This is a genomic window from Streptomyces sp. NPDC001492, assembly GCF_053597275.1.
On the sequence record NZ_JBSFHW010000068.1, the window covers coordinates 20,693 to 41,661 of the forward strand.

At 71.2% G+C, this 20,969-nt stretch carries 18 protein-coding genes; 13 read left to right on the forward strand and 5 right to left on the reverse strand.

Features of this window, described 5'->3' with window-relative positions; translation table 11 throughout:
* Positions 1-43 precede the first annotated feature (43 nt).
* A complete protein-coding gene (locus ACWC1K_RS46530; protein WP_450839815.1) occupies positions 44-745 on the forward strand; it encodes a class I SAM-dependent methyltransferase in 702 nt (233 codons plus the stop codon).
* Between the two features lie 230 nt (positions 746-975).
* Positions 976-2,064, forward strand: coding sequence for a S1C family serine protease (locus tag ACWC1K_RS46535; protein WP_450839817.1), 1,089 nt, complete (start codon positions 976-978; stop codon positions 2,062-2,064).
* Positions 2,065-2,120: 56 nt separating this feature from the next.
* Here ACWC1K_RS46535 and ACWC1K_RS46540 read toward each other — a convergent pair whose 3' ends face one another.
* On the reverse strand, positions 2,121-2,333 hold the full coding sequence (locus tag ACWC1K_RS46540) for a hypothetical protein (protein ID WP_398951222.1): 213 nt from the start codon (positions 2,331-2,333) through the stop codon (positions 2,121-2,123).
* A gap of 113 nt (positions 2,334-2,446) precedes the next feature.
* Here ACWC1K_RS46540 and ACWC1K_RS46545 point away from each other — a divergent pair, with 113 nt between their 5' ends.
* Positions 2,447-3,649 carry a bifunctional adenosylcobinamide kinase/adenosylcobinamide-phosphate guanylyltransferase gene (locus ACWC1K_RS46545; RefSeq protein WP_450839819.1) on the forward strand — a complete coding sequence of 401 codons (1,203 nt, stop codon included), beginning with the start codon at positions 2,447-2,449 and terminating at the stop codon, positions 3,647-3,649.
* On the opposite strand, the gene ACWC1K_RS46550 is transcribed toward ACWC1K_RS46545, so the two are convergent.
* Positions 3,638-4,168 (reverse strand): methyltransferase domain-containing protein, encoded by a 531-nt coding sequence (locus ACWC1K_RS46550; protein WP_450839821.1) that lies wholly within the window; start codon positions 4,166-4,168, stop codon positions 3,638-3,640. The two genes, ACWC1K_RS46545 and ACWC1K_RS46550, sit on opposite strands and share 12 nt — an antisense overlap.
* A 137-nt stretch (positions 4,169-4,305) precedes the next feature.
* On the opposite strand from ACWC1K_RS46550, the gene cobT reads away from it, so the two are divergent.
* The 3 genes from cobT (at position 4,306) to ACWC1K_RS46565 (ending at position 7,962) form a co-directional block, all read left to right on the forward strand.
* On the forward strand, positions 4,306-5,430 hold the full coding sequence (gene cobT, locus ACWC1K_RS46555; RefSeq protein ID WP_450839823.1) for a nicotinate-nucleotide--dimethylbenzimidazole phosphoribosyltransferase: 1,125 nt from the start codon (positions 4,306-4,308) through the stop codon (positions 5,428-5,430).
* A gap of 83 nt (positions 5,431-5,513) precedes the next feature.
* Positions 5,514-7,250, forward strand: coding sequence for a phosphatidylglycerol lysyltransferase domain-containing protein (locus ACWC1K_RS46560; protein ID WP_450839825.1), 1,737 nt, complete (start codon positions 5,514-5,516; stop codon positions 7,248-7,250).
* A gap of 10 nt (positions 7,251-7,260) precedes the next feature.
* A complete protein-coding gene (locus ACWC1K_RS46565; RefSeq protein ID WP_450839827.1) occupies positions 7,261-7,962 on the forward strand; it encodes a hypothetical protein in 702 nt (233 codons plus the stop codon).
* Positions 7,963-7,989: 27 nt separating this feature from the next.
* Here the strand turns inward: ACWC1K_RS46565 and ACWC1K_RS46570 are convergent, their stop codons facing one another.
* Positions 7,990-8,745: a hypothetical protein gene (locus ACWC1K_RS46570; protein ID WP_450839828.1), complete on the reverse strand. Its 756-nt coding sequence runs from the start codon at positions 8,743-8,745 to the stop codon at positions 7,990-7,992.
* Between the two features lie 60 nt (positions 8,746-8,805).
* Here ACWC1K_RS46570 and ACWC1K_RS46575 point away from each other — a divergent pair, with 60 nt between their 5' ends.
* Positions 8,806-9,600: an adenosylcobinamide-GDP ribazoletransferase gene (locus ACWC1K_RS46575; protein ID WP_450839829.1), complete on the forward strand. Its 795-nt coding sequence runs from the start codon at positions 8,806-8,808 to the stop codon at positions 9,598-9,600.
* 46 nt (positions 9,601-9,646) lie between these two features.
* A complete protein-coding gene (locus tag ACWC1K_RS46580) occupies positions 9,647-10,252 on the forward strand; it encodes an RDD family protein (RefSeq protein WP_450839830.1) in 606 nt (201 codons plus the stop codon).
* Here ACWC1K_RS46580 and ACWC1K_RS46585 read toward each other — a convergent pair.
* The gene (locus tag ACWC1K_RS46585; protein WP_450839832.1) at positions 10,212-11,000 is read right to left on the reverse strand and encodes an endo alpha-1,4 polygalactosaminidase; all 789 of its coding nucleotides are present in this window, start codon (positions 10,998-11,000) and stop codon (positions 10,212-10,214) included. The two genes, ACWC1K_RS46580 and ACWC1K_RS46585, sit on opposite strands and share 41 nt — an antisense overlap.
* Before the next feature lie 246 nt (positions 11,001-11,246).
* Between ACWC1K_RS46585 and ACWC1K_RS46590 the strand changes: the two genes are divergently transcribed.
* From ACWC1K_RS46590 to sucB, 3 genes are all read left to right on the forward strand, one after another.
* On the forward strand, positions 11,247-12,779 hold the full coding sequence (locus ACWC1K_RS46590; protein WP_450839834.1) for a leucyl aminopeptidase: 1,533 nt from the start codon (positions 11,247-11,249) through the stop codon (positions 12,777-12,779).
* Between the two features lie 251 nt (positions 12,780-13,030).
* The gene (gene lpdA, locus ACWC1K_RS46595; protein WP_115908590.1) at positions 13,031-14,419 is read left to right on the forward strand and encodes a dihydrolipoyl dehydrogenase; all 1,389 of its coding nucleotides are present in this window, start codon (positions 13,031-13,033) and stop codon (positions 14,417-14,419) included.
* A gap of 62 nt (positions 14,420-14,481) precedes the next feature.
* Positions 14,482-16,287 carry a 2-oxoglutarate dehydrogenase, E2 component, dihydrolipoamide succinyltransferase gene (gene sucB / locus ACWC1K_RS46600; protein WP_450839836.1) on the forward strand — a complete coding sequence of 602 codons (1,806 nt, stop codon included), beginning with the start codon at positions 14,482-14,484 and terminating at the stop codon, positions 16,285-16,287.
* A 65-nt stretch (positions 16,288-16,352) separates the two neighbouring features.
* Here the strand turns inward: sucB and ACWC1K_RS46605 are convergent, their stop codons facing one another.
* Positions 16,353-17,036 (reverse strand): hypothetical protein, encoded by a 684-nt coding sequence (locus tag ACWC1K_RS46605; RefSeq protein ID WP_450839837.1) that lies wholly within the window; start codon positions 17,034-17,036, stop codon positions 16,353-16,355.
* A 292-nt stretch (positions 17,037-17,328) separates the two neighbouring features.
* Between ACWC1K_RS46605 and ACWC1K_RS46610 the strand changes: the two genes are divergently transcribed.
* Together ACWC1K_RS46610 and aceE are read left to right on the forward strand one after the other, a co-directional pair.
* Positions 17,329-17,952 carry a GntR family transcriptional regulator gene (locus tag ACWC1K_RS46610; RefSeq protein ID WP_266954484.1) on the forward strand — a complete coding sequence of 208 codons (624 nt, stop codon included), beginning with the start codon at positions 17,329-17,331 and terminating at the stop codon, positions 17,950-17,952.
* A 281-nt stretch (positions 17,953-18,233) separates the two neighbouring features.
* Positions 18,234-20,936: a pyruvate dehydrogenase (acetyl-transferring), homodimeric type gene (gene aceE / locus ACWC1K_RS46615; protein WP_450839838.1), complete on the forward strand. Its 2,703-nt coding sequence runs from the start codon at positions 18,234-18,236 to the stop codon at positions 20,934-20,936.
* Positions 20,937-20,969: the final 33 nt, after the last annotated feature.

Sequence of the window (20,969 nt, forward strand, 5' to 3'; positions counted from 1 at the left end):
GGGCAAACTGGGCGGTCTGCGCAATGCCGTACGGCAGGAGCTGGTGGCCCGGCAGCTCGACGAGCAGATAGCGGGGCGGTTCCCGGTCGGGCAGCGGCTGCGGGTGCTCGATGTGGGCATGGGCCAGGGCACGCAGGCACTGCGGCTGGCGCGGGCCGGGCACCAGGTGACCGGCCTTGAGCAGGACCCGACGATGGTCGCGGTCGCGCGCGAGGCCCTTTCCGGTGAGCCCGAGGGCATCCGGGAGCGGGTGCGGATCATCGAGGGCGACGGCCGGGACACCGGGGTGCACTTCCTGCCGGGCAGCTTCGACGTGGTGCTGTGCCACGGGGTGCTGATGTATGTCGAGGAGCCGGATCCGCTGCTGGCGGGGCTGGCCCGGATGCTGGCCCACGGCGGGCTGCTGTCGCTGCTCGTGCGCAACGGCGACGCGCTGGCGATGCGGCCGGGGCTGTCCGGCGACTGGGCCGGCGCGCTCGCCGCCTTCGACACCGTGTCGTACACGAACCGGCTGGGGCTCGACGTGCGGGCCGACCGCCTGGAGGCGCTGAGCGCGACGCTCGCCGGGATCGCCGCGCCGCTGCACGCCTGGTACGGGGTGCGGGTGTTCACGGACACCGCGGCGGACGGGGCGGAGATCCCGGCCGACATGGAGACCTTGCTCGCGGTCGAGGAGCGGGCCGGGCGGACGGATCCGTACCGGGGAGTGGCGGCGTTGCTGCACCTGTGCGGGGTGCGCGGCTAGGCCGCGGGCGGTGATTGTTTGCGGCTGCGCCGCGGGGCCGCCATTTTTGTCTGCGGGCTCGTCGTGGCTGGTCGCGCCCATGCGGCGGAGCCGCATATCGATACAGCCCCGCGCCCCTGAAGGGGCGCGGCCGCACCGCAGCGGAATCCGCCGAGGGTGCCTGGCAAGACCGCAGCCCGTTCGGGCGTATATCGGAAGCCGGGACTTCACCCCGAAGTGAGACTCGGGGCATGGACATTGCCCGTGCCCGTGGCGTCCGGCTGCTTGTTCCCGTCGCCGTGCTCTGCTGTGTGCTCGCGCTCGTCTCCGGGTGCTCCGGTGGCGGTTCCTCCGGCGGACAGGAGAAGACGACCACGCAGGCGGCACAGCCCGCGCAGGCCGTCGCTCCCATGGCGGGCAGTGATCTGCAGAGCGCCTACCAGAGGGTGATCAAGGACGTTCTGCCGTCGGTCGTGCAGATCCAGGCCGAGGGCGATCTGGGGTCGGGGATCGTGTACGACGACAAGGGGCGCATCGTCACCAACGCGCATGTCGTCGGGAACTCGAAGACCTTCAAGGTGACGACCGCCAACAGCGAGGACGCGCTCACCGCCCGGCTCGTCTCCTCGTACCCGGACCAGGACCTCGCCGTCATCAAGCTGGACAAGGTGCCGAGCGGGCTGAAGGCGGCCGCCTTCGCGGACTCCTCGAAGGTGGCGGTCGGGCAGATCGTGCTGGCGATGGGCTCGCCGCTCGGGCTGTCGTCCAGCGTGACGCAGGGCATCGTCTCGGCGACCGGGCGGACCGTGAGCGAGGGCCGTACCGACGGGGGCACGGGCGCGACCATCGCCAACATGGTGCAGACGTCCGCGGCCATCAACCCGGGCAACAGCGGCGGCGCCCTCGTCAACCTCGACGGGCAGGTCATCGGCATTCCGACGCTGGCCGCCACCGACCCGGGTCTCGGCAACGGTGCGGCGCCCGGCATCGGGTTCGCGATCCCCTCCTCGATGGTGAGGACGATCGCCGGCCAGATCATCAGGAGCGGCAGGGTCACCGACTCGGGGCGGGCCGCGCTCGGCATCACCGGCCGTACGGTCGTCGACAACGGCTACCGGGCCGCCGGGGTCGCCGTGGTCGCGGTCAAGAGCGGCGGAGCGGCCGACAAGGCGGGCATCCAGGCCGGGGACGTCATCACCAGGCTGGGTGACACCGACATCACCACCATCACATCCCTGGCGGAGGCGCTGGCGGCGCAGCAGCCGGGTGACCGGACCTCGGTGACGTTCACCCGGAACGGGAGCCAGAAGAAGGCCGATGTGACGCTGGGCGAGCAGTGAGACGAGAGGAGGAGGGAGCGGCCGTATTGCGGCCGTCCCCTCCCCCTCCGTACCGGCTACGCCTCTTCGGCGTGCAGGCTCATCGGCCCGTAGATCTCCGTGGAGTCCTCGAACAGCCGTACCTGGTCGGCGCCGCCGTCCTGCAGGGCCTTCCAGTGCTCCCCGATCCAGGACTCGGCGTCCCCCTGCGTGGTGAACTCCTCGGGCTGGACCGCGGGCTGGACCTCCGCCCCGTCGGCCTTCTCGAACCGCCACGTCCATGACGCCATGTACGCCTCCCGTGTCTGAGCACCTGCAGAGCAGAAGGCGGATCTTGGTCCGCCTCCTGCCAGAAGCCTAGTCGGATGGGCAGCACCTGCGCAGACACGCGAAAATCACTTCCGTGGAAGTGACTCTGCTCGGCACCGGTGCCCCCGCGGGACTGCCCCGCCCCGACTGTCCCTGTGCCGCCTGCGCGACCGCGCTCGGCGCGGATGCCCGGGCGGCGACCGCGGTGCTCGTGGACGGGACCCTGCTGCTCGATCTGACGCCGGGCGCGGCTTTCGCGGCGGCGCGGGCCGGGCATTCCCTCGGCGGCGTACGGCAGGTGCTGCTGTCGCATCCGCACCGCGGGCCGGTGGTCGAGGTGCCGGCGGGACTGCCGCAGCCCGCGCGGGTGCCGGACGGGCGGGAGTTGGCGCTGCTGACGGGGCATCGGGTGCGGGCGGTGGCGATGGACGGTCCGGGCACGGGGTATGCGGTGACCGGTCCGAACGGGCAGCGGCTGCTGTATCAGCCGCCCGGGGGTGCGCCGGCCGGTCTGGAGCAGAACGGGGCCATGGCGTACGACTTGGTGCTGACCGATGTGGTGGGGCGGCCGGACGCGCTGGCCAAGCTGCGGGCGGTCGGTGCCGTCGGCCCGACCACGGATGTCGTCGCCGTACATCTCGACCATGACGTGCCGCCGGGGCCCGAGTTGCGCAGGCGGCTCGCCGCCGCGGGGGCGCGGGTCGTGCCGGACGGGGCGACGCTGACGGTGGGGGTGTACGAGGACGTGCCCGATGTGCCGCGGCGGACGCTGGTGCTGGGCGGGGCGCGGTCCGGGAAGTCGGTGGAGGCCGAACGGCGCCTGGAGGCCTTTCCGGACGTGCTGTACGTGGCGACGGGCGGCTCGCGGAACGGGGACACGGAATGGGCGTCCCGGGTCGCCGTCCACCGGGAGCGCCGGCCGGGGTCCTGGCGGACGGCCGAGACCTGCGATCTGGTGCCGCTGCTGGCGGCCGACGGCCCGCCGCTGCTCATCGACTGTCTGTCGCTGTGGCTGACGGACGCGATGGACTCCGTAGGGGCGTGGGACGACGCTCAGTGGGCCGACGGCGGGGAGCGGGCCCTGCGGGAGCGGATGCGGGAGCTGACGGAGGCGGTGCGGGCGAGCCGGCGGACCGTGGTCGCCGTGTCCAACGAGGTCGGCTCGGGGATCGTGCCGGCCACCGCTTCGGGGCGCCGCTACCGCGATGAACTCGGGCGGCTGAACGCGGCGTTCGCCGGGGAGTGCGAGCAGGTGGTGCTTGTGGTGGCCGGGCAGGCGATGGTGCTACGGGGCTGAGGGTCTGCGGCGCGCGATGATCCGGTGCGTGTACGGGAACTGGCCGAGGAGGTGCCGGCTCCTCGCGAGGATCGTGCAGCCGTGGAAGTCGAGTTGGGTGCGCAGGGCGGGTGCCTGCGCGGGCTGGGTCTCGACGAGGAGGAGGCCGCCGCGGCGGACGAGCGTGAGGGCGGCACGGAGTTCGGCGCGGAGGTCTTTGACCGGTGAGCGGTGCTGGAGGAGCGTGACGACGTCGTAGCGGCCGCGCAGGATCGTGGTGATGTGAGGGTCCGTCACCTGCCCCACGAAGGCCTCCTCGACGCGCTCCGCATGGCAGGCGTACGAGACGCGCGGGGTGGGGTCGAGGCCGTCGAAGGAGGTGTAGGGGAAGAGTTCGCGTGCCGTCCCGGGGAAGTGGGCGTCGCCGGTGCCCACGTCCAGCCAGCTCTCCGGTTCGGGCAGGAGCCGCAGGACCGCGCGGGCCGCCGAGAGGTGGCGGCGTCGGTCACGGGCGCTGACATGGGTGCTCGGGTATGTCATGGCGGCTCCCGGAGGCTTAGGACAATCCGCTGCAAAACGGAACGTATGGGATCCATATCCCGGGGGCAAAGACGTCACGCGCGCGTGGTGACGATGTGGCGCTGTCCCGTTCGGCCGGTGCCGGTACTGTTCGGCGAATGAGCTCGCTTAATCTCGACGACTTCACCGATCTGATCGAGCGTCCCGACGGCGGGGTGCGCCGTGACGCCGAGGCGCGCAGGGAGCGTCAGATCGTGCCGCCCGGGTCGCTGGGCCGCCTCGACGACCTGGGTGAGTGGCTTTCGGCGGCCCAGTCCGCCGTACCGGTGCGGCCGATCGATCGGCCCCGGGTCGTTCTGTTCGCCGGTGACCACGGTGTCGCCGAACTGGGCGTCTCGGCCCGGCCGGCGGGCGGCGCCCACGAGGTGGTGCGGGAGGTCCTGGAGGGCGGCCGTCCGGTGTCGGTGCTCGCCCGGCGGCTGGGCGTGCCGGTGCGGATCGTCGACATGGCGCTGGACTGCGACCCCGAGACGCTGCCCGAGGAGGTCGTACGGCACCGGGTGCGGCGCGGCAGCGGACGCATCGACCTCGAGGACGCGCTGACGGCGGAGGAGGCGGAGGCCGCCTTCCGCGCCGGCGTCGCGGTGGCCGACGAGGAGGCCGACTCCGGTACGGATCTGGTGGTGCTCGGCGATGTGAGCGTGGGCGGGACGACCGCGGCCGGGGTGCTGATCGCCGCGCTGTGCGGAACCGACGCGTCCGTGGTCACCGGGCGGGGCGGGCTCGCCATCGACGACCTGGCCTGGATGCGCAAGTGCGCGGCGATCCGGGACGCGCTGCGCCGGGCCCGTCCGGTGCTGGGCGACCAGCTGCAGCTGCTGGCCACCGTGGGCGGGGCCGACCTCGCCGCGATCACCGGGTTCCTGCTGCAGAGCGCGGTGCGCAAGATGCCGGTGATCCTGGACGGGGTCGTGACGGCGGCCTGCGCCCTGGTGGCGCAGCGGGTCGCCTTCCGGGCGCCGGACTGGTGGCTGGCCGCGCACGACAGCGGGGAGCCGGGGCAGGCGAAGGCACTGGACCGGATGGCGCTGGAGCCGCTGCTCTCGCAGGGGGTGACCGTGGGCGAGGGTGCGGGGGCGCTGCTGGCACTGCCGCTGGTGCAGGCCGCGGCCGCGCTGTCCGCGGAGCTGCCGGAGAAGCCGCAGGCCTCGGGGGTACCTGAGAAGGATGAACCCGGGACCGAGTGGACGGAGGCCGTCGACACCAAGGAGGAGACCGAGTAGGCCGCAGGAGGGACGAAAGTCGACAGAGCCGCAGACAAAAGATGGATGGGTTCATCAGGGCATCGCCCATATGATCCTCACTCATGGGAGATGCCCGAATTGCCTCGCGGCGCGCTGCCGCATTCGCCGTCTGGTATTTGCGGGCCGTCGCGTTCGTCAATTTCCTCAGTGCCGTCTGGGTCTCTCTGGGGCAGGACGTGCGGCGGCACAACCAGGAGAACTTCTTCACCCCGTATCTGCTGACCGCCGGTTTCGCCTCCGGCGTGTTCACGGCGTTCCTCGCCATCACCATGCGCCGCCGCAAGCGCGCCGCGTGGATCCTCAACCTCGCCCTGGCCGGTTCGTTCCTCGCGCTGTTCGCTTTCGCGATGGCGTACCCGGAGATCCGGCAGTACGCCCAGAACTGGATCTCACTGGGCCTCACGGCCCTCTTCGTCCTCGCCCTGCTGGTCGGACGGCGGGAGTTCTACGCCAAGGGCGACCGTGCGAACCCGAAGCTGGCCGCCGCCGTCGCGGTGGGCGGCACGCTGGTCGCCTCGCTGGTCGCCGCGCTGCTGGTGACGGTCACCAACCAGGCGCCGGACAGGGCGGTTTCGACATTCCTCGAGCGCTGGCGCTACGGCACCCTGCGCCTGGTCTCCGTCGCCGTCGACGAGTCCCGCTTCCCCGGCATCGACGTGCCGAACTGGGTGAACGTCGCCATCAACGTGCTCAGCACGATCCTCGTCCTCGCCGTCCTCTACGCCGCCTTCCGCTCCCGGCGGGCCGTGGACCCGCTCACCGAGGACGACGAGAAGCGGCTGCGGGAGCTGCTGGAGCGGCAGGGCGAGCGGGACTCGCTCGGGTACTTCGCGCTGCGCCGGGAGAAGAGCGTGGTGTGGTCGCCGACCGGCAAGGCGGCCGTCGCGTACCGGGTCGTCGGGGGCGTCTCGCTGGCCTCCGGTGATCCGATCGGCGACCCGGAGGCCTGGCCCGGCGCCATCGATCCGTGGCTCGCCGAGGCCCGCGCGCACGGGTGGATCCCGGCCGTGATGGGGGCGAGCGAGGAGGCCGGCACCGTGTACGCGCGGCACGGCCTGGACGCCCTGGAGCTCGGCGACGAGGCCCTGGTGGAGGTCGCCGACTTCACCCTCGACGGACGGGCCATGCGCACCGTGCGGCAGGCCTACAACCGGGTGAAGCGGGCCGGGTACACGGTGCGCATCCGGCGGCACGAGGACATTCCGGCCGACGAGATGGCGTATCTGCTGAAGCGGGCGGACGACTGGCGCGACGGGGCCACCGAGCGCGGGTTCAGCATGGCACTCGGGCGGCTCGGGGACCCCGAGGACGGGCAGTGCGTGATGCTCGAATGCACCGACGGCAAGGGCGAGTTGAGGGCGCTGCTGTCCTTCGTGCCATGGGGACCGCACGGGCTCTCCCTCGACCTGATGCGCCGGGACCGCGCCTGTGACAACGGCCTGATGGAGTTCATGGTCCTCGAGCTGCTGCGGCGCGCCGGCGAGATCGAGATCACGCAGGTCTCGCTCAACTTCGCGATGTTCCGTTCGGTCTTCGAACGTGGCGCACGTCTCGGTGCCGGGCCGGTGCTGAGGCTGTGGCGCTCGCTGCTCAGCTTCTTCTCGCGCTGGTGGCAGATCGAGTCGCTGTACCGCGCCAACGCCAAGTACCGGCCCATCTGGGAGCCGCGGTTCCTGCTCTTCGAGAAGAGCGCGGACCTGCCGCGCATCGGCATCGCCTCGGCGCGCGCGGAGGGGTTCCTGGAGGCGCCGGGACTGCCGAAGTGGCTGCACCGCAAGCACCTGGAGACGCACAGATGAGGATCGCCGGATGAACAGGCTCGCCCGCTGGGCCCGTGCCGAATGGGGATTCCTGTACGTCACGGTGCGTGAGCCGCTGGTCAAGCGGCGCTGGCGGGCGATCCCGATGACTCTCGGGGCGGTGGTGCTGACGACGGTCATACAGGTCGTGCAGAACCAGTCGTGGGGCTTTCAGCTCGTGCAGAACACGGGGGGCGTACGCGCCGAGGACCCGCTGTGGCTGTCGCTGCTGCGCACTCCCCTGTCGCTGTTCGTCCCGGCTCTCGACCTGCCCGTGTGGGGTGCGCTCGCGCAGATCCTCTTCGTGTTCGGCGTCGCGGAGGTCTGTCTCGGCCGCTGGCGCACCCTCGTCATCGCCTACGCCGCCACACTCGCCGGCACGCTCTACGCCCGCCTCGGCATCTGGCTGGGCTTCGACAACGCCTTCGGACTGCCCTCCTCGGACGCCTCCGTCGTGGACACCGGCCCGTCGGCGGCGGTGGTGGGCCTCGCCGTGTTCCTCGGCTGGCGCTACGGCGCGTATGTCACGGCGTGTGCGGTGACGGCGGCGATGGCGGTCGAGGTGCTGCTGAAGGGGAATCTCGCCGGCAAGGAACACATGGCGGCGATCGCGGCGGTGGGAGTGCTGTGCTTCATCTCGGCGGTGCGGCACCGTCACCGGCCCGCGGTGCGGATCGGTTCCGGGTCGGGCTTTCCGCCGGCGAGATGGTGACTGCTGCGCCGTCACAGCCCCGCGCCCCTATGGGGCGCGGTCCGGCACCGGGTCCGGCCTGCCGCCCAGGAGGTCCTGGAGTTTGCGCCGGGGACCGGCCCACCGCCGGTCGTGGCGATACGCCCGCAGTGTGGCCTTGGCGCGGGCGCGCGGGCGGCGGCGGTAGAAGCGTCTGGCCCAGGGGGAGCCGGGGCGGGCCAGGCGGACCAGACCGATCAGACCGATGAACGGGATGATCACACTGAAGATCGCCATCCGCGCCTTGCCCTTGCTGAGGACGGCCAGCGAGAACAGGAAGTTGACCACGACGGTCGAGATCACGTCGCCCCGGTCGTGCAGCTCCTGCTGGCTCATGTCGTTGACGCCGAACGGCGCGAACCCCGAGAGCACCAGCCCCACCAGGGCCGCCGTGAGGACGACGACCTCGACGCTCTTGCGGCCCTCCTCGGTCCAGTAGACGTCGTCGAGGTGCAGGATCAGCGCGAACTCGTCGAGGACGAGTCCCGCTCCGATGCCGAACAGGACGGCACAGAGGGCCGCGCCGAAGCCGTGCCGGTCGCTGGCCACCGCCCCGAAGCCGCCGATGACAGTGAGGACGACGCCGGGCACCACGTGATGGATGTGCACCCCGCCCGCCTTCACGTTCCCGAAGGGCCCCCTCCCGGCCCGGATGAGGCGGGTGACGAGCCGGGTGATCAGGAACGTCAGCACGAACGCGGCGAGGGCGAGCAGCAGTGGCAGCTTGCCGGGCTCGACGATGTTGCGATGTAGCCAATGTCCCATATGCGCACTTTAGCGACGGCCCCTGTATCCGCCCTCCCGACCGCCGAGTAACCTGCGCCGGTGCCCGAACCCTCCAAGACCCCCTGGCCGGACGGCCTCCGTTTCGCCTTTGGCACCCTCACCGTGCTCCCGGTGAAGGTGACCCGCTGGGACCGGGACGCCGCGCGCGGCGGCATGCTCTGCGCGCCGCTCGCCGGGCTGGTCGTCGGCGGGTGCGCGGCGCTGGCCGGCGTGCTGCTGCTGGCGCTCGGCGCCGGGGCGCTGCTCGCCGCCGTCGCCTCCGCGGCCGTGCCCGCCGTCCTCACCCGCGGTCTGCATCTCGACGGCCTCGCGGACACCGCGGACGGCCTCGGCAGCGGCAAGCCCGCCGAGGACGCGCTGCGGATCATGAAGCAGTCGGACATCGGGCCGTTCGGGGTGATCACGCTCGTCCTCGTGCTGCTGGCGCAGGTGGCGGCGCTGGCCCAGGCGTACGGCGACTCGTGGGCCCGGGGTGCGCTCGCCGCCGTCGTCTCGGCGACGGCCGCCCGGCTGGCGCTCACCCTGGCCGCGCGCACCGGGGTGCCGGCCGCCCGGCCCGAGGGGCTGGGGGCGGCGGTCGCGGGCGTGGTGCCGGTCCGGGCGGCGGTGGTCGCGGCGCTCGTGGTGACCGGTGCGGCGGCCGCCGGGGGTGCGCTCGTCGGGACGTACGACATGGTCCGTACGGCGGCCGCGGTCGTCGCGTCCGTCGCTGTGGCCGAACTCTTGCTCCGGCACTGCACGCGCCGCTTCGGCGGGGTCACCGGCGATGTGTTCGGGGGGCTTGCCGAGACGGCTGCGACGGTTTCGCTCCTGGTGCTCTCGCTGGGGCAGTAGTCTCTTCCGCCGTACACGGACAAGTGATCGTGATCGGGGGATGTTCGTGCCGAGGCTTCGTCGTGCCGTGGCCTGGTTCATCGACTTCGCGCTGGTGCTCACGCTGGCGTATCTGCTCGCCGTCCTGACCTTCCACCGGATATCCGCGCTGGTCACCGACGTGCCCGAGCTCGCCACCCACGGCGGCTTCGATCTGCTGACCTCGCAGGGCGACGTCGTCGGCGCCTCGGAGACCCTCGGGCTGTCGCTGTGGCACAGGGCCGTGCTCGACGTGGAGGAGGCCTTCGGGATGCTGATCGTGGCGACGTTCCTCTACCAGTGGGGCTGCCTCGTCCTCGCCGGACGGACCCTCGGCAAGGGGCTGCTCGGGCTGCGGGTCGCCCCGAGCGCCCCCACCCGGGCCGCAGTGCGTGCCGCGGTCACCACGGCCGCCGACATCGCCGTCTACGCCGTCGCCTGCATCCTGCTGGTCGAGGGGCAGTTCGTGCTGTCGGTGCTGGTGTGGGCGCTGGCCGTGGTCGTCTTCCTCCTCAACGCGCTGCCGGTCTTCTCCCCCACCTGCCGCTCCCTCGCGGACCGGCTGGCGGGCACGGCGGTCACCGGGCTCGGCGTCAGCACGCCCGGCGCCACACCCCCAGTTCGTACTTTTTGAGCATCGAACTGAGCTTCAGCCGGCGGGACTCGGCGCAGAAGCGGCTGGTCGGCAGCTCGTACTCGACGTGGAAGACGGCCTTGCCGGCCTTGATGAAGGGCTTCTCGGCGGCGCATTCGCCGTACTGGGCGCACTGTTCGTTGACGGCGAAGTCGAAGTCCCCCACCAGCTGCGGGATCTGATCGAGGTCGTTCTTCAGGCCCACCGCCATGCCCCGGTCGTGGGCCAGTTTCGCGATCAGGCGGTTGTAGCGGAGCTGGTCGGCGGCCTTGAGGGGGAAGCCGGTGGTGTTCTTGTAGCCGTCCATGTTGTCGGGCTCCACCGCGTCGAAGCCCTTCTTGCGGCACATGTCGAAGCGGGCCGCCATCAGCGGCTCCAGTACGTCGGTGCGGCGGATGTCGAGCCAGCGCTCGCCCTTCCAGCCGTTGCCCTTGCCGAGCACCGACTTCGGGAACTTCTTCGCGTCGGGGCGCCAGTCCTCCCAGGCGCCGGTCGACAGGTAGCAGATGACCTTGCGGCCCTTGTCGTGCAGGGTGGCGACGGTGGCCTTCGGCTGGTCGAAGCCGTCGATGTCGTAGACCGGTACGTCGACGGAGGTGTCGACGCGGCCGCTGAGCTGCCACTGCCAGGCCACGCCGGGGCGCGGCTGCCAACGACCGCCGGACGGCCCGGAGTCGGGCGCGCTGCCGCAGCCCGCCGTGAGCACGAGCAGGGCGGGCAGGGCAAGCAGGCGTATCGGACGTTTCAACGAACGGGCTCCAGGGTGGGTAGAAGTGTTCCCCACGGATGATCTCCGATACCGGGCACTTCGCACACGCCCGCAGGAATGAGTGAAGGCGCACACACGCGTAGGCTCATCCCGAGTGTTCGCCGTACCGGGGAAGGCCCCGCTGAGACCGCACCCTGAGGCCGGTTCTAGGGTCGGCTGTCGGGCCCGGTCGACCCACACAGATCGACCACAGAAACTTCACATTGGAAGCGAGAATTCACCACCGTGACTGCTCTCACTCTCAGCACCGCCGCGGCGCCCGGTCTTCGGGCCGACGCGATCGTGATCGGTGTGGCCAAGGGCGCGAAGGGCCCGGTCGTCGCACCGGGCGCCGAGGCCGTGGACAAGGCCTACGACGGCAGGCTCGCCGGCGTCCTGGAGACCCTCGGTGCCTCCGGTGCCGAGGGCGAGGTGACGAAGCTGCCGGCGCCGGCCGGCTTCAAGGCCCCGCTCCTGGTGGCGGTGGGCCTGGGCGCGGAGCCCGAAAAGGACTCCGGCTATGACGGCGAGGCGCTGCGCAAGGCCGCCGGAGTCGCGGCCCGCACCCTCACCGGCGCCAAGAAGGCCGCCTTCGCCCTGCCCGTCCAGGACGCCTTCGACGTCGGCGCGATCAGCGAGGGCGTGCTGCTCGGCGCGTACTCCTTCGACGCCTACAAGAACAACGCGGGCGGCAAGGACGCCAGGGACAAGAACGGCAAGGCGCCGCTCGCCGAGGCCTCCCTGCTGGGCGGCAAGCCCCGCGACAAGGAGCACAAGGCGGCCGTCGAGCGCGCCACCGCCGTCGCCGAGGAGCTCAACCGCGCCCGCGACCTGATCAACACCCCGCCGAACGACCTCGACCCGGAGGCGTTCGCGGCCGTCGCGACGGCCGCGGCCAAGGAGCACGGCATCAAGGTGCAGGTGCTCGACGTGAAGGCCCTGGAGAAGGGCGGCTACGGCGGCATCCTCGGCGTCGGCGCCGGCTCGGCGGCGGGTCCGCGGCTGGTCAAGCTGTCGTACACCTCCTCCAAGGCGAAGAAGCACCTGGCGCTCGTCGGCAAGGGCATCACCTACGACTCGGGCGGCATCTCGCTGAAGCCGGCCGGCCACAACGAGACGATGAAGTGCGACATGAGCGGTGCGGCGGCCGTCTTCGCCGCCGTGGTCGCCGTCGCGCGCCTGGGTCTCGAGGTCAATGTCACCGGCTGGCTGGCGCTGGCCGAGAACATGCCCTCGGGTTCCGCGACCCGTCCCGGTGACGTGCTGCGCATGTACAGCGGCAAGACGGTCGAGGTCCTCAACACCGACGCGGAGGGCCGGCTGGTTCTCGCGGACGCGCTGTGGGCCGCCTCCGAGGAGAAGCCGGACGCCATCGTGGACGTCGCGACCCTGACCGGCGCGATGGTGCTGGCGCTGGGCAGCCGGACCTTCGGGATCATGGCGAACGACGACGCGTTCCGCTCCGCGGTGCACGAGGCGGCCGAGGAGGTCGGCGAGCCGGCCTGGCAGATGCCGCTGCCGGAGCACCTGCGCAAGGGCATGGACTCCCCCACCGCCGACATCGCGAACATGGGCGAGCGGATGGGCGGCGGCCTGGTCGCCGGTCTCTTCCTGCGCGAGTTCGTGGGCGAGGGCATCACCTGGGCGCACCTGGACATCGCGGGACCGGCCTTCAACGAGGGCGGACCGTTCGGTTACACGCCGAAGGGCGGCACGGGCACGGCGGTGCGGACCCTGGTTCGGCTGGCGGAGCTGACGGCCTCGGGCGACCTGGGCTGATGTTCCGGTGAAGAGGGGGCTCCGCGCGCGGGTAGGGCGGAGCCCCCTCGTTCATGCGCCTCACCCATCCGCTCAACTGAACGTGGGACGTCTCACACACCGGCCCGGCGTCTCGTTGCCCGTCGACAAGTGCGAAGATGGGGCACGGCAGGACAGGGCCCCCACCACAGGGCCGAAGAAAGAGCGGCCGGACACCAGCCGCCGACCGGTCACCGCTGACCGGCGTGGCGCACATGCATGGAGGACGTGACGTGGCGAACGACGCCAGCACCGTTTTCGACCTAGTGATCCTCGGCGGTGGTAGCGGTGGTTACGCCGCGGCGCTGCGCGGGGCCCAGCTGGGCCTGGACGTCGCCCTGATCGAGAAGGACAAGGTCGGCGGTACCTGCCTGCACCGGGGGTGCATCCCCACCAAGGCCCTGCTGCACGCGGGCGAGATCGCCGACCAGGCCCGCGAGAGCGAGCAGTTCGGCGTCAAGGCCACCTTCGAGGGCATCGACGTGGCCGCCGTCCACAAGTACAAGGACGGTGTCATCTCCGGCCTGTACAAGGGTCTGCAGGGTCTCATCGCGTCCCGCAAGGTGACGTACATCGAGGGTGAGGGCCGCCTGTCCTCCCCGACCTCCGTCGACGTGAACGGCCGGCGCGTCCAGGGCCGTCACGTCCTCCTCGCGACCGGCTCCGTGCCGAAGTCGCTGCCGGGCCTGGAGATCGACGGCAACCGCATCATCTCCTCGGACCACGCCCTCGTCCTGGACCGCGTGCCGAAGTCGGCGATCGTCCTCGGCGGCGGCGTCATCGGCGTCGAGTTCGCCTCCGCCTGGAAGTCCTTCGGTACGGACGTCACGGTCATCGAGGGCCTCAAGCACCTCGTCCCGGTCGAGGACGAGAACTCCTCCAAGCTTCTTGAGCGCGCGTTCCGCAAGCGCGGCATCAAGTTCAACCTGGGCACCTTCTTCTCGAAGGCCGAGTACACCGCCGACGGCGTCAAGGTCACCCTGGCCGACGGCAAGGAGTTCGAGGCCGAGCTCCTGCTGGTCGCGGTCGGCCGCGGCCCGGTCTCGCAGGGTCTCGGTTACGAGGAGCAGGGCGTCGCGATGGACCGCGGCTACGTCCTGGTCGACGAGTACATGCGGACGAACGTCCCGACCATCTCCGCCGTCGGTGACCTGGTCCCGACGCTCCAGCTCGCGCACGTCGGCTTCGCCGAGGGCATCCTGGTGGCGGAGCGTCTGGCCGGTCTCAAGACCGTTCCGATCGACTACGACGGCGTGCCGCGGGTGACGTACTGCCACCCCGAGGTCGCCTCCGTGGGCATCACCGAGGCCAAGGCCAAGGAGATCTACGGTGCGGACAAGGTCGTCGCTCTGAAGTACAACCTCGCGGGCAACGGCAAGAGCAAGATCCTGAACACCTCGGGCGAGATCAAGCTCGTCCAGGTCAAGGACGGTGCCGTGGTCGGCGTCCACATGGTCGGCGACCGCATGGGCGAGCAGGTCGGCGAGGCCCAGCTGATCTACAACTGGGAAGCGCTGCCCGCCGAGGTCGCCCAGCTCATCCACGCCCACCCGACCCAGAACGAGGCGATGGGCGAGGCCCACCTGGCTCTGGCCGGCAAGCCCCTTCACTCGCACGACTGATCCCTCGGTCGACGAAGCGACGACACAGACTTCCGCACTTTCCGTAAGGAGCAACCGAAACCATGGCGGTTTCCGTAACCCTTCCGGCGCTCGGCGAGAGCGTCACCGAGGGCACTGTCACTCGCTGGCTGAAGGCCGAGGGCGAGCGTGTCGAGGCCGACGAGCCGCTGCTCGAGGTCTCGACCGACAAGGTCGACACCGAGATCCCCTCCCCCGCCGCCGGTGTCCTGGCGTCCATCAAGGTCGCCGAGGACGAGACCGTTGAGGTCGGCGCCGAGCTGGCCGTCATCGACGACGGCACGGGCGCCCCCGCTGCCGCCCCGGCCCCCGCCGCCGCCGAGGCCCTCGCCCCGGCCGCCGAGCCCGCCCCGGCGCCGGTCGCCGAGACCCCGGCCGCCCCTGCACCCGCCCCCGCCGCCGAGGCCCCCGCCGCTCCGGCCGGTGGCGCCTCCGGCACCGACGTGGTCCTGCCCGCCCTGGGCGAGTCCGTCACCGAGGGCACCGTCACCCGCTGGCTGAAGTCGGTCGGCGACTCCGTCGAGGCCGACGAGCCGCTGCTCGAGGTCTCCACGGACAAGGTCGACACCGAGATCCCGGCGCCCACCTCCGGTGTGCTGCTCGAGATCACGGTCGGCGAGGACGAGACCGCCGAGGTCGGCGCCAAGCTGGCCGTCATCGGCGCTCCCGGTGCCGCTCCGGCGGCCGCCCCGGCCCCCGCCGCCCCGGCGCCCGCCGCCGCTGCCCCGGCTCCGGCCCCGGCCGCCCCCGTGGCTCCGCCGGCCCCCGCGCCGACCCCGGCCCCGGCTCCTGCCGCTCCGGCTCCCGCGCCCGCCCCGGTCGCCGCCGCTCCGGCCCCGGCCGCCCCGGCGCCCGCGCCGGCCGCTCCGGCTCCGGTCACCCCGGCCGCCCCCGCCCCCGCCGCGCAGGCCACCGACGAGGGCGCCTACGTCACCCCGCTGGTGCGCAAGCTGGCCGCGGAGAACGGCGTGGACCTGGCCGGCGTCAAGGGCACCGGCGTCGGCGGCCGCATCCGCAAGCAGGACGTCATCGCCGCCGCCGAGGCCGCGAAGGCCGCCGCCGCCGCTCCGGCTCCCGCCGCCGCTGCCGCCCCGGCCGCCAAGAAGGCGCCGACCCTGGAGGCCTCTCCCCTCCGCGGCCAGACCGTCAAGATGCCGCGCATCCGCAAGGTCATCGGCGACAACATGGTCAAGGCGCTGCACGAGCAGGCGCAGCTGTCCTCGGTCGTCGAGGTCGACGTCACGCGCCTGATGAAGCTGCGCGCCAAGGCGAAGGACTCCTTCGCGGCCCGCGAGGGCGTCAAGCTCTCCCCGATGCCGTTCTTCGTGAAGGCGGCGGCCCAGGCGCTGAAGGCCCACCCGGTCATCAACGCCAAGATCAACGAGGCCGAGGGCACGATCACCTACTTCGACACCGAGAACGTCGGTATCGCGGTGGACTCCGAGAAGGGCCTGATGACCCCGGTCATCAAGCACGCGGGCGACCTGAACATCGCCGGCATCGCGAAGGCCACGGCGGAGCTGGCCGGCAAGGTCCGCGCCAACAAGATCACCCCGGACGAGCTGTCCGGTGCGACCTTCACCATCTCCAACACGGGTTCGCGCGGCGCGCTCTTCGACACGATCATCGTGCCGCCGGGCCAGGTCGCGATCCTCGGCATCGGTGCCACGGTCAAGCGCCCGGCGGTCATCGAGACCGAGGAGGGCACGGTCATCGGCGTCCGCGACATGACGTACCTGACCCTCTCCTACGACCACCGCCTGGTGGACGGCGCCGACGCGGCCCGTTACCTGACCGCGGTCAAGGCGATCCTGGAGGCGGGCGAGTTCGAGGTCGAGCTCGGCCTGTAAGTCACAGGGCCTGTACGACGGTGCCTCCGCCCGGAGCTTTCCGGACGGGGGCACCGTCGTATGCGCTACCGGGGCGTCAGCGTGTGGTCGCTCCAGTCCCACAGCGTCTCCACCCACACATTGGGGATGTCCAGGTGCGGCGCGTACGTCAGGTCCCGCGTCCGGTAGGCGTGCAGGACGTCGTAGGTGGCGTCGAGGCAGTCCCGGGAGGTGAGGTCGCCGGTCTTCGGGTCGAAGCCGACGAGGAAGCCTCGGCGCTCGACGGTGCGGATCATCGACCGGGCGTTGTTCACGTCGCCGGCCGAGGAGGAGATGCAGCGGTAACGGCTGTACGGGTGCGTGGACTTGCCCGGGTAGTAGGTGTCATGCGACATATCACTGACCATCCGCGCGTACGACCCCTGCGCATGCCAGGCGCCGATGTAGCCGCCGCGCGCGGTGTACAGCTTGTTCGTGGGGTTCTCCACGGCGCCGTAGACCCACTGGCTCGTCCCCGTGACCCGGAAGCCCCAGCCGACGTGGCCGAAGTTCTGCGCGCCGTCGGGCTTGACGAAGACGCAGGCGCCGCCGGGTCCCTCGCCGCTGCGAGCCGCGCCCGCCATGTTCGTGATCGCTTCGGTGCTGCTCGGTTTCGGCTCGGCCGTCGCCCGTGTGGGCATCTGCCGGCAGCCTGTCACGCCGACGATCGCGCCGATCACGGCCGCAGCGGCCGCCCGGCGCAGCGCTCCTCGTCGTCCCCCGATGTCCATGCCGTCCCCCTGCCGTTCCCCTGCCGTTTTCAGGTGCGCCTCTTTGCGTGCGCCCCTGCCGAACGCCACACGCTTCGGGGCCGCCAGGTTCCCTCGGTGACACGGCGGTGACGGCTCCGGACAGCATCCGGTACGGGTCTTTACAGAGGGGCCGTGTCTGCCGGGCGTGTAAGTCTCGTCTCACCTGCATGAAAGCGCCCCCGCGCGCCCCTCCCCAACGGGCCCGCGGCCTTATTGTCTAAACGTCAAACGCCCCAGGGGCCGATGGGCGGCCCCTCCCTAAGGAGCCCTCATGACCGCGCCCGTCGTCCACTCGCTGCGCGAACAGATCCGCGAGCACATCGTGGAGGGGATCGTCAGCGGGCGCTGGAAGCCGGGCGAGCGGATCGTGGAGCGGCGCATCGCGACCGAGCTGGAGGTCAGCCAGACGCCGGTGCGCGAGGCACTGCGCGAGCTGGAGTCGCTGCGGCTGATCGAGTCCGCGCCGAACAAGGGCGTGCGGGTGCGCAACCTGACGGCGGCCGATCTGGAGGAGAGCTACCCGGTCCGGGCCGGTCTGGAGGCGATCGCGGCGGAACTGGCCGCGGAGAAGCTGGCGGAGGACTGCTCGGCCCTGGAACCGCACGTCGTCGCCCTCTACGACGCCGACCGCAACGCCGACGGCACGGGCCAGGTGCGGCACACGGTCGCCTTCCACCGCGAACTGGTGCGCGCCGCGGGCAACTCCGTGCTGCTGCACACCTGGGAGGGCCTGGGCATCGAGGTGTTCACGGCCCTGTCGATCCGCTGGCTGGGTACGGTGCAGCAGTCGTACGCGGAGGAGCACGAGGAGCTCGTCCAGGCGTTCCGCAGGCGCGACCCGAGGATCGCGGAACTGGTGAAGGCGCATGTGCTGGGGTGCGCGCCGCGGGCCTGACACAGCCGAGCATCACTGCGCTCACCTGCGGAAACCTCCGAAAATCACGGCACCGGGTGCCCGCCCGAAAGGCACCGCGTGCCTACTTTCTCGAAATCGAGAAGTTTTGCCCGCAACCCTTTGATCGATCATCGATCAGGGAGTTAGAGTCGCCGACGGGCCCGCGACGGAAGCCGCACAGTGTTACAGCACCAGGGCCCTCAGCCCTGTCCTGCCAAAGACCAAGGGCACCCCCCGAAACACCTCACAGGGAACCCCCTTCGACTGAGGAAGGCGGCGACATGACCGACCCCAACGCCATCCAGCCGAGCGAGCTCGACCAGCTCCCCGACCGGGACCCCGAGGAGACCGCCGAATGGCAGGCCTCCCTGGACGCGGTCGCCAAGGCGGCGGGCCCGCACCGTGCCGCGTATCTGATGCGCCGCACGCTGGAGCGCGCGGAGGGCAACGGCATCGCGCTGCCCAAGCTCCTCGAGACGGACTACGTCAACACCATCCCCACCGCCGCCGAGCCGGGTGTGCCCGGTGACGAGGAGATGGAGCGGAAGATCACCGCGTGGAACCGCTGGAACGCGGCCGCGATGGTGACCCGGGGCGCGAAACACGGCGTGGGCGGCCACATCGCCACCTTCGCCTCCGCGGCCTGGCTGTACGAGACCGGCTTCAACCACTTCTTCAAGGGCAAGGAGGCCGACGGCTCGGGCGACCAGCTCTACATCCAGGGCCACGCCTCCCCCGGCATCTACGCCCGCGCCTTCCTCGACGGCAGGCTGACCGAGGCGCACCTCGACAACTTCCGCCAGGAGGCGGGGGGCAACGGCCTCCCGTCGTACCCGCACCCGCGGCGCCTGCCCTGGCTCTGGGAGTTCCCGACCGTCTCCATGGGTCTCGGCCCGCTGTCGGCGATCTACCAGGCCCGCTTCAACCGCTATCTGACGGCCCGCGGCATCAAGGACGTCTCCTCGTCCCATGTGTGGGCGTTCCTCGGCGACGGCGAGATGGACGAGCCGGAGTCGACGGCGGCACTCGCACTCGCCAGCCGCGAGGGCCTGGACAACCTCACCTTCGTCATCAACTGCAACCTGCAGCGCCTCGACGGTCCGGTCCGCGCGAACTTCAAGATCGTGCAGGAGCTGGAGGCCCAGTTCCGCGGTGCGGGCTGGAACGTCGTGAAGACGCTGTGGGGTACGGCCTGGGACGAGCTGTTCGCCCTCGACACGACCGGCGCGCTCGTACGCCGGCTGCGCGAGGTGCCGGACGCCCAGGTGCAGACGTACCAGACGCGTGACGCGGCCTACATCCGCGAGGACTTCTTCGGCAAGGACCCGGCGCTCGTCGAGATGGCGAAGCTGCTGAGCGACGACAAGATCCTCGAGTGCTTCCACCTCTCCCGCGGTGGCCACGAGGCCCGCAAGGTCTACGCCGCCTACAAGGCCGCGCTCGACCACAAGGGCGCTCCGACGGTCATCCTGGCCCAGACCGTCAAGGGCTTCACGCTCGGTGAGGGCTTCGCGTCGAAGAACGCCAACCACCAGATGAAGAAGCTGTCGGTGGACGAGTTCAAGAAGATGCGTGATCTTCTCGAACTCCCCATCTCGGACAGCCAGTTCGTCGACGGTCAGGTGCCCTACGGCCACCCGGGCGCCGACTCCCCCGAGGTCCGTTACCTCCAGGAGCGCCGCGCCGCCCTCGGCGGCCCGGCCCCGGCCCGCCGTGTGCACGCGCTCGCGCCTCTCCCCACCCCCGCCGAGAAGGCCTTCGCCTCCTTCGACAAGGGCTCGGGCTCGCAGAACGTGGCGACGACGATGGCCTTCGTACGCCTGATCAAGGACCTGGTCCGCGACAAGGAGACCGGCAAGCGCTGGGTGCCGATCGTCCCCGACGAGGCGCGCACCTTCGGCATGGAGTCGCTCTTCCCGTCGCTCGGGATCTACTCCCCCAAGGGCCAGACGTACGAGCCGGTCGACCGCGACCAGCTGATGTACTACAAGGAGGCCAAGAACGGCCAGATCCTCAACGAGGGGATCACCGAGGCCGGTTCGATGGCCGACTTCATCGCCGCGTCCACCGCGTACTCCACGCACGGCGAAGCGATGATCCCGTTCTACATCTTCTACTCGATGTTCGGCTGGCAGCGCACCGCCGACCAGATGTGGCAGCTCGGCGACCAGCTCGGCCGTGGCTTCCTCGTCGGCGCGACGGCCGGCCGTACGACGCTGACGGGCGAGGGCCTGCAGCACGCCGACGGCCACTCGCCGGTGATCGCCGCGACCAACCCGGCGGCGCTGACGTACGACCCGGCGTTCGCGTACGAGGTGGCGACGATCGTCAAGGACGGTCTGCGCCGTATGTACGGCGAGGCGGCGCCGGGTGAGGACCCGAACGTCTTCTACTACCTCACCGTCTACAACGAGCCGCTGCCGCAGCCCGCGAAGCCGGCCGGCCTCGGTATCGACGAGGGCATCGTCAAGGGCCTGTACCGCTTCAACACGGCGGAGTCGGCCGGGCTTTCGCCGGTGGCCAACGCCCCGCGCATCCAGCTGCTGGGCTCCGGTACGGCGATCCACTGGGTGCTCGAGGCGCAGAAGCTGCTCGCGGAGGAGTGGGGCATCGCGGCCGACGTCTGGTCGGCGACCTCCTGGACGGAGCTGCGGCGCGACGCCCTGGAGGCCGACGCGGCCCTGCTGCGCGGCGAGGAGCGGGTGCCGTACGTCCGTCAGGCGCTGCACGGCGCCGAGGGCCCGGTGCTTGCCGTCTCCGACTACATGCGGCAGGTCCCGGACCAGATCGCGCAGTGGGTGGACCAGGACTACTCCTCGCTGGGCGCGGACGGCTTCGGCCTGTCGGACACCCGTGAGGCGGCCCGCCGGCACTTCGGCGTCGACGCCCAGTCGATCGTCGTGGCCGCCCTGGCCCAGCTGGCCCGCCGCGGTGAGGTGAAGGCCACTGCCGTGAAGGAAGCTCGGGAGAAGTACGGGCTGTAGGCCCTGCATGGTGAAGGGACCCCGGCGGCCGGC

Bases quoted from the DNA above. Each gene is read 5' to 3' on its own strand.
- ACWC1K_RS46570 (WP_450839828.1), bottom strand. From the start codon at position 8,745: ATGGGACATTGGCTACATCGCAACATCGTCGAGCCCGGCAAGCTGCCA.
- ACWC1K_RS46565 (WP_450839827.1), top strand. From the start codon at position 7,261: ATGAACAGGCTCGCCCGCTGGGCCCGTGCCGAATGGGGATTCCTGTAC.
- ACWC1K_RS46540 (WP_398951222.1), bottom strand. From the start codon at position 2,333: ATGGCGTCATGGACGTGGCGGTTCGAGAAGGCCGACGGGGCGGAGGTC.
- ACWC1K_RS46560 (WP_450839825.1), top strand. From the start codon at position 5,514: ATGGGAGATGCCCGAATTGCCTCGCGGCGCGCTGCCGCATTCGCCGTC.
- ACWC1K_RS46535 (WP_450839817.1), top strand. From the start codon at position 976: ATGGACATTGCCCGTGCCCGTGGCGTCCGGCTGCTTGTTCCCGTCGCC.
- ACWC1K_RS46605 (WP_450839837.1), bottom strand. From the start codon at position 17,036: ATGGACATCGGGGGACGACGAGGAGCGCTGCGCCGGGCGGCCGCTGCG.
- cobT (WP_450839823.1), top strand. From the start codon at position 4,306: ATGAGCTCGCTTAATCTCGACGACTTCACCGATCTGATCGAGCGTCCC.
- ACWC1K_RS46550 (WP_450839821.1), bottom strand. From the start codon at position 4,168: ATGACATACCCGAGCACCCATGTCAGCGCCCGTGACCGACGCCGCCAC.
- aceE (WP_450839838.1), top strand. From the start codon at position 18,234: ATGACCGACCCCAACGCCATCCAGCCGAGCGAGCTCGACCAGCTCCCC.
- ACWC1K_RS46610 (WP_266954484.1), top strand. From the start codon at position 17,329: ATGACCGCGCCCGTCGTCCACTCGCTGCGCGAACAGATCCGCGAGCAC.
- sucB (WP_450839836.1), top strand. From the start codon at position 14,482: ATGGCGGTTTCCGTAACCCTTCCGGCGCTCGGCGAGAGCGTCACCGAG.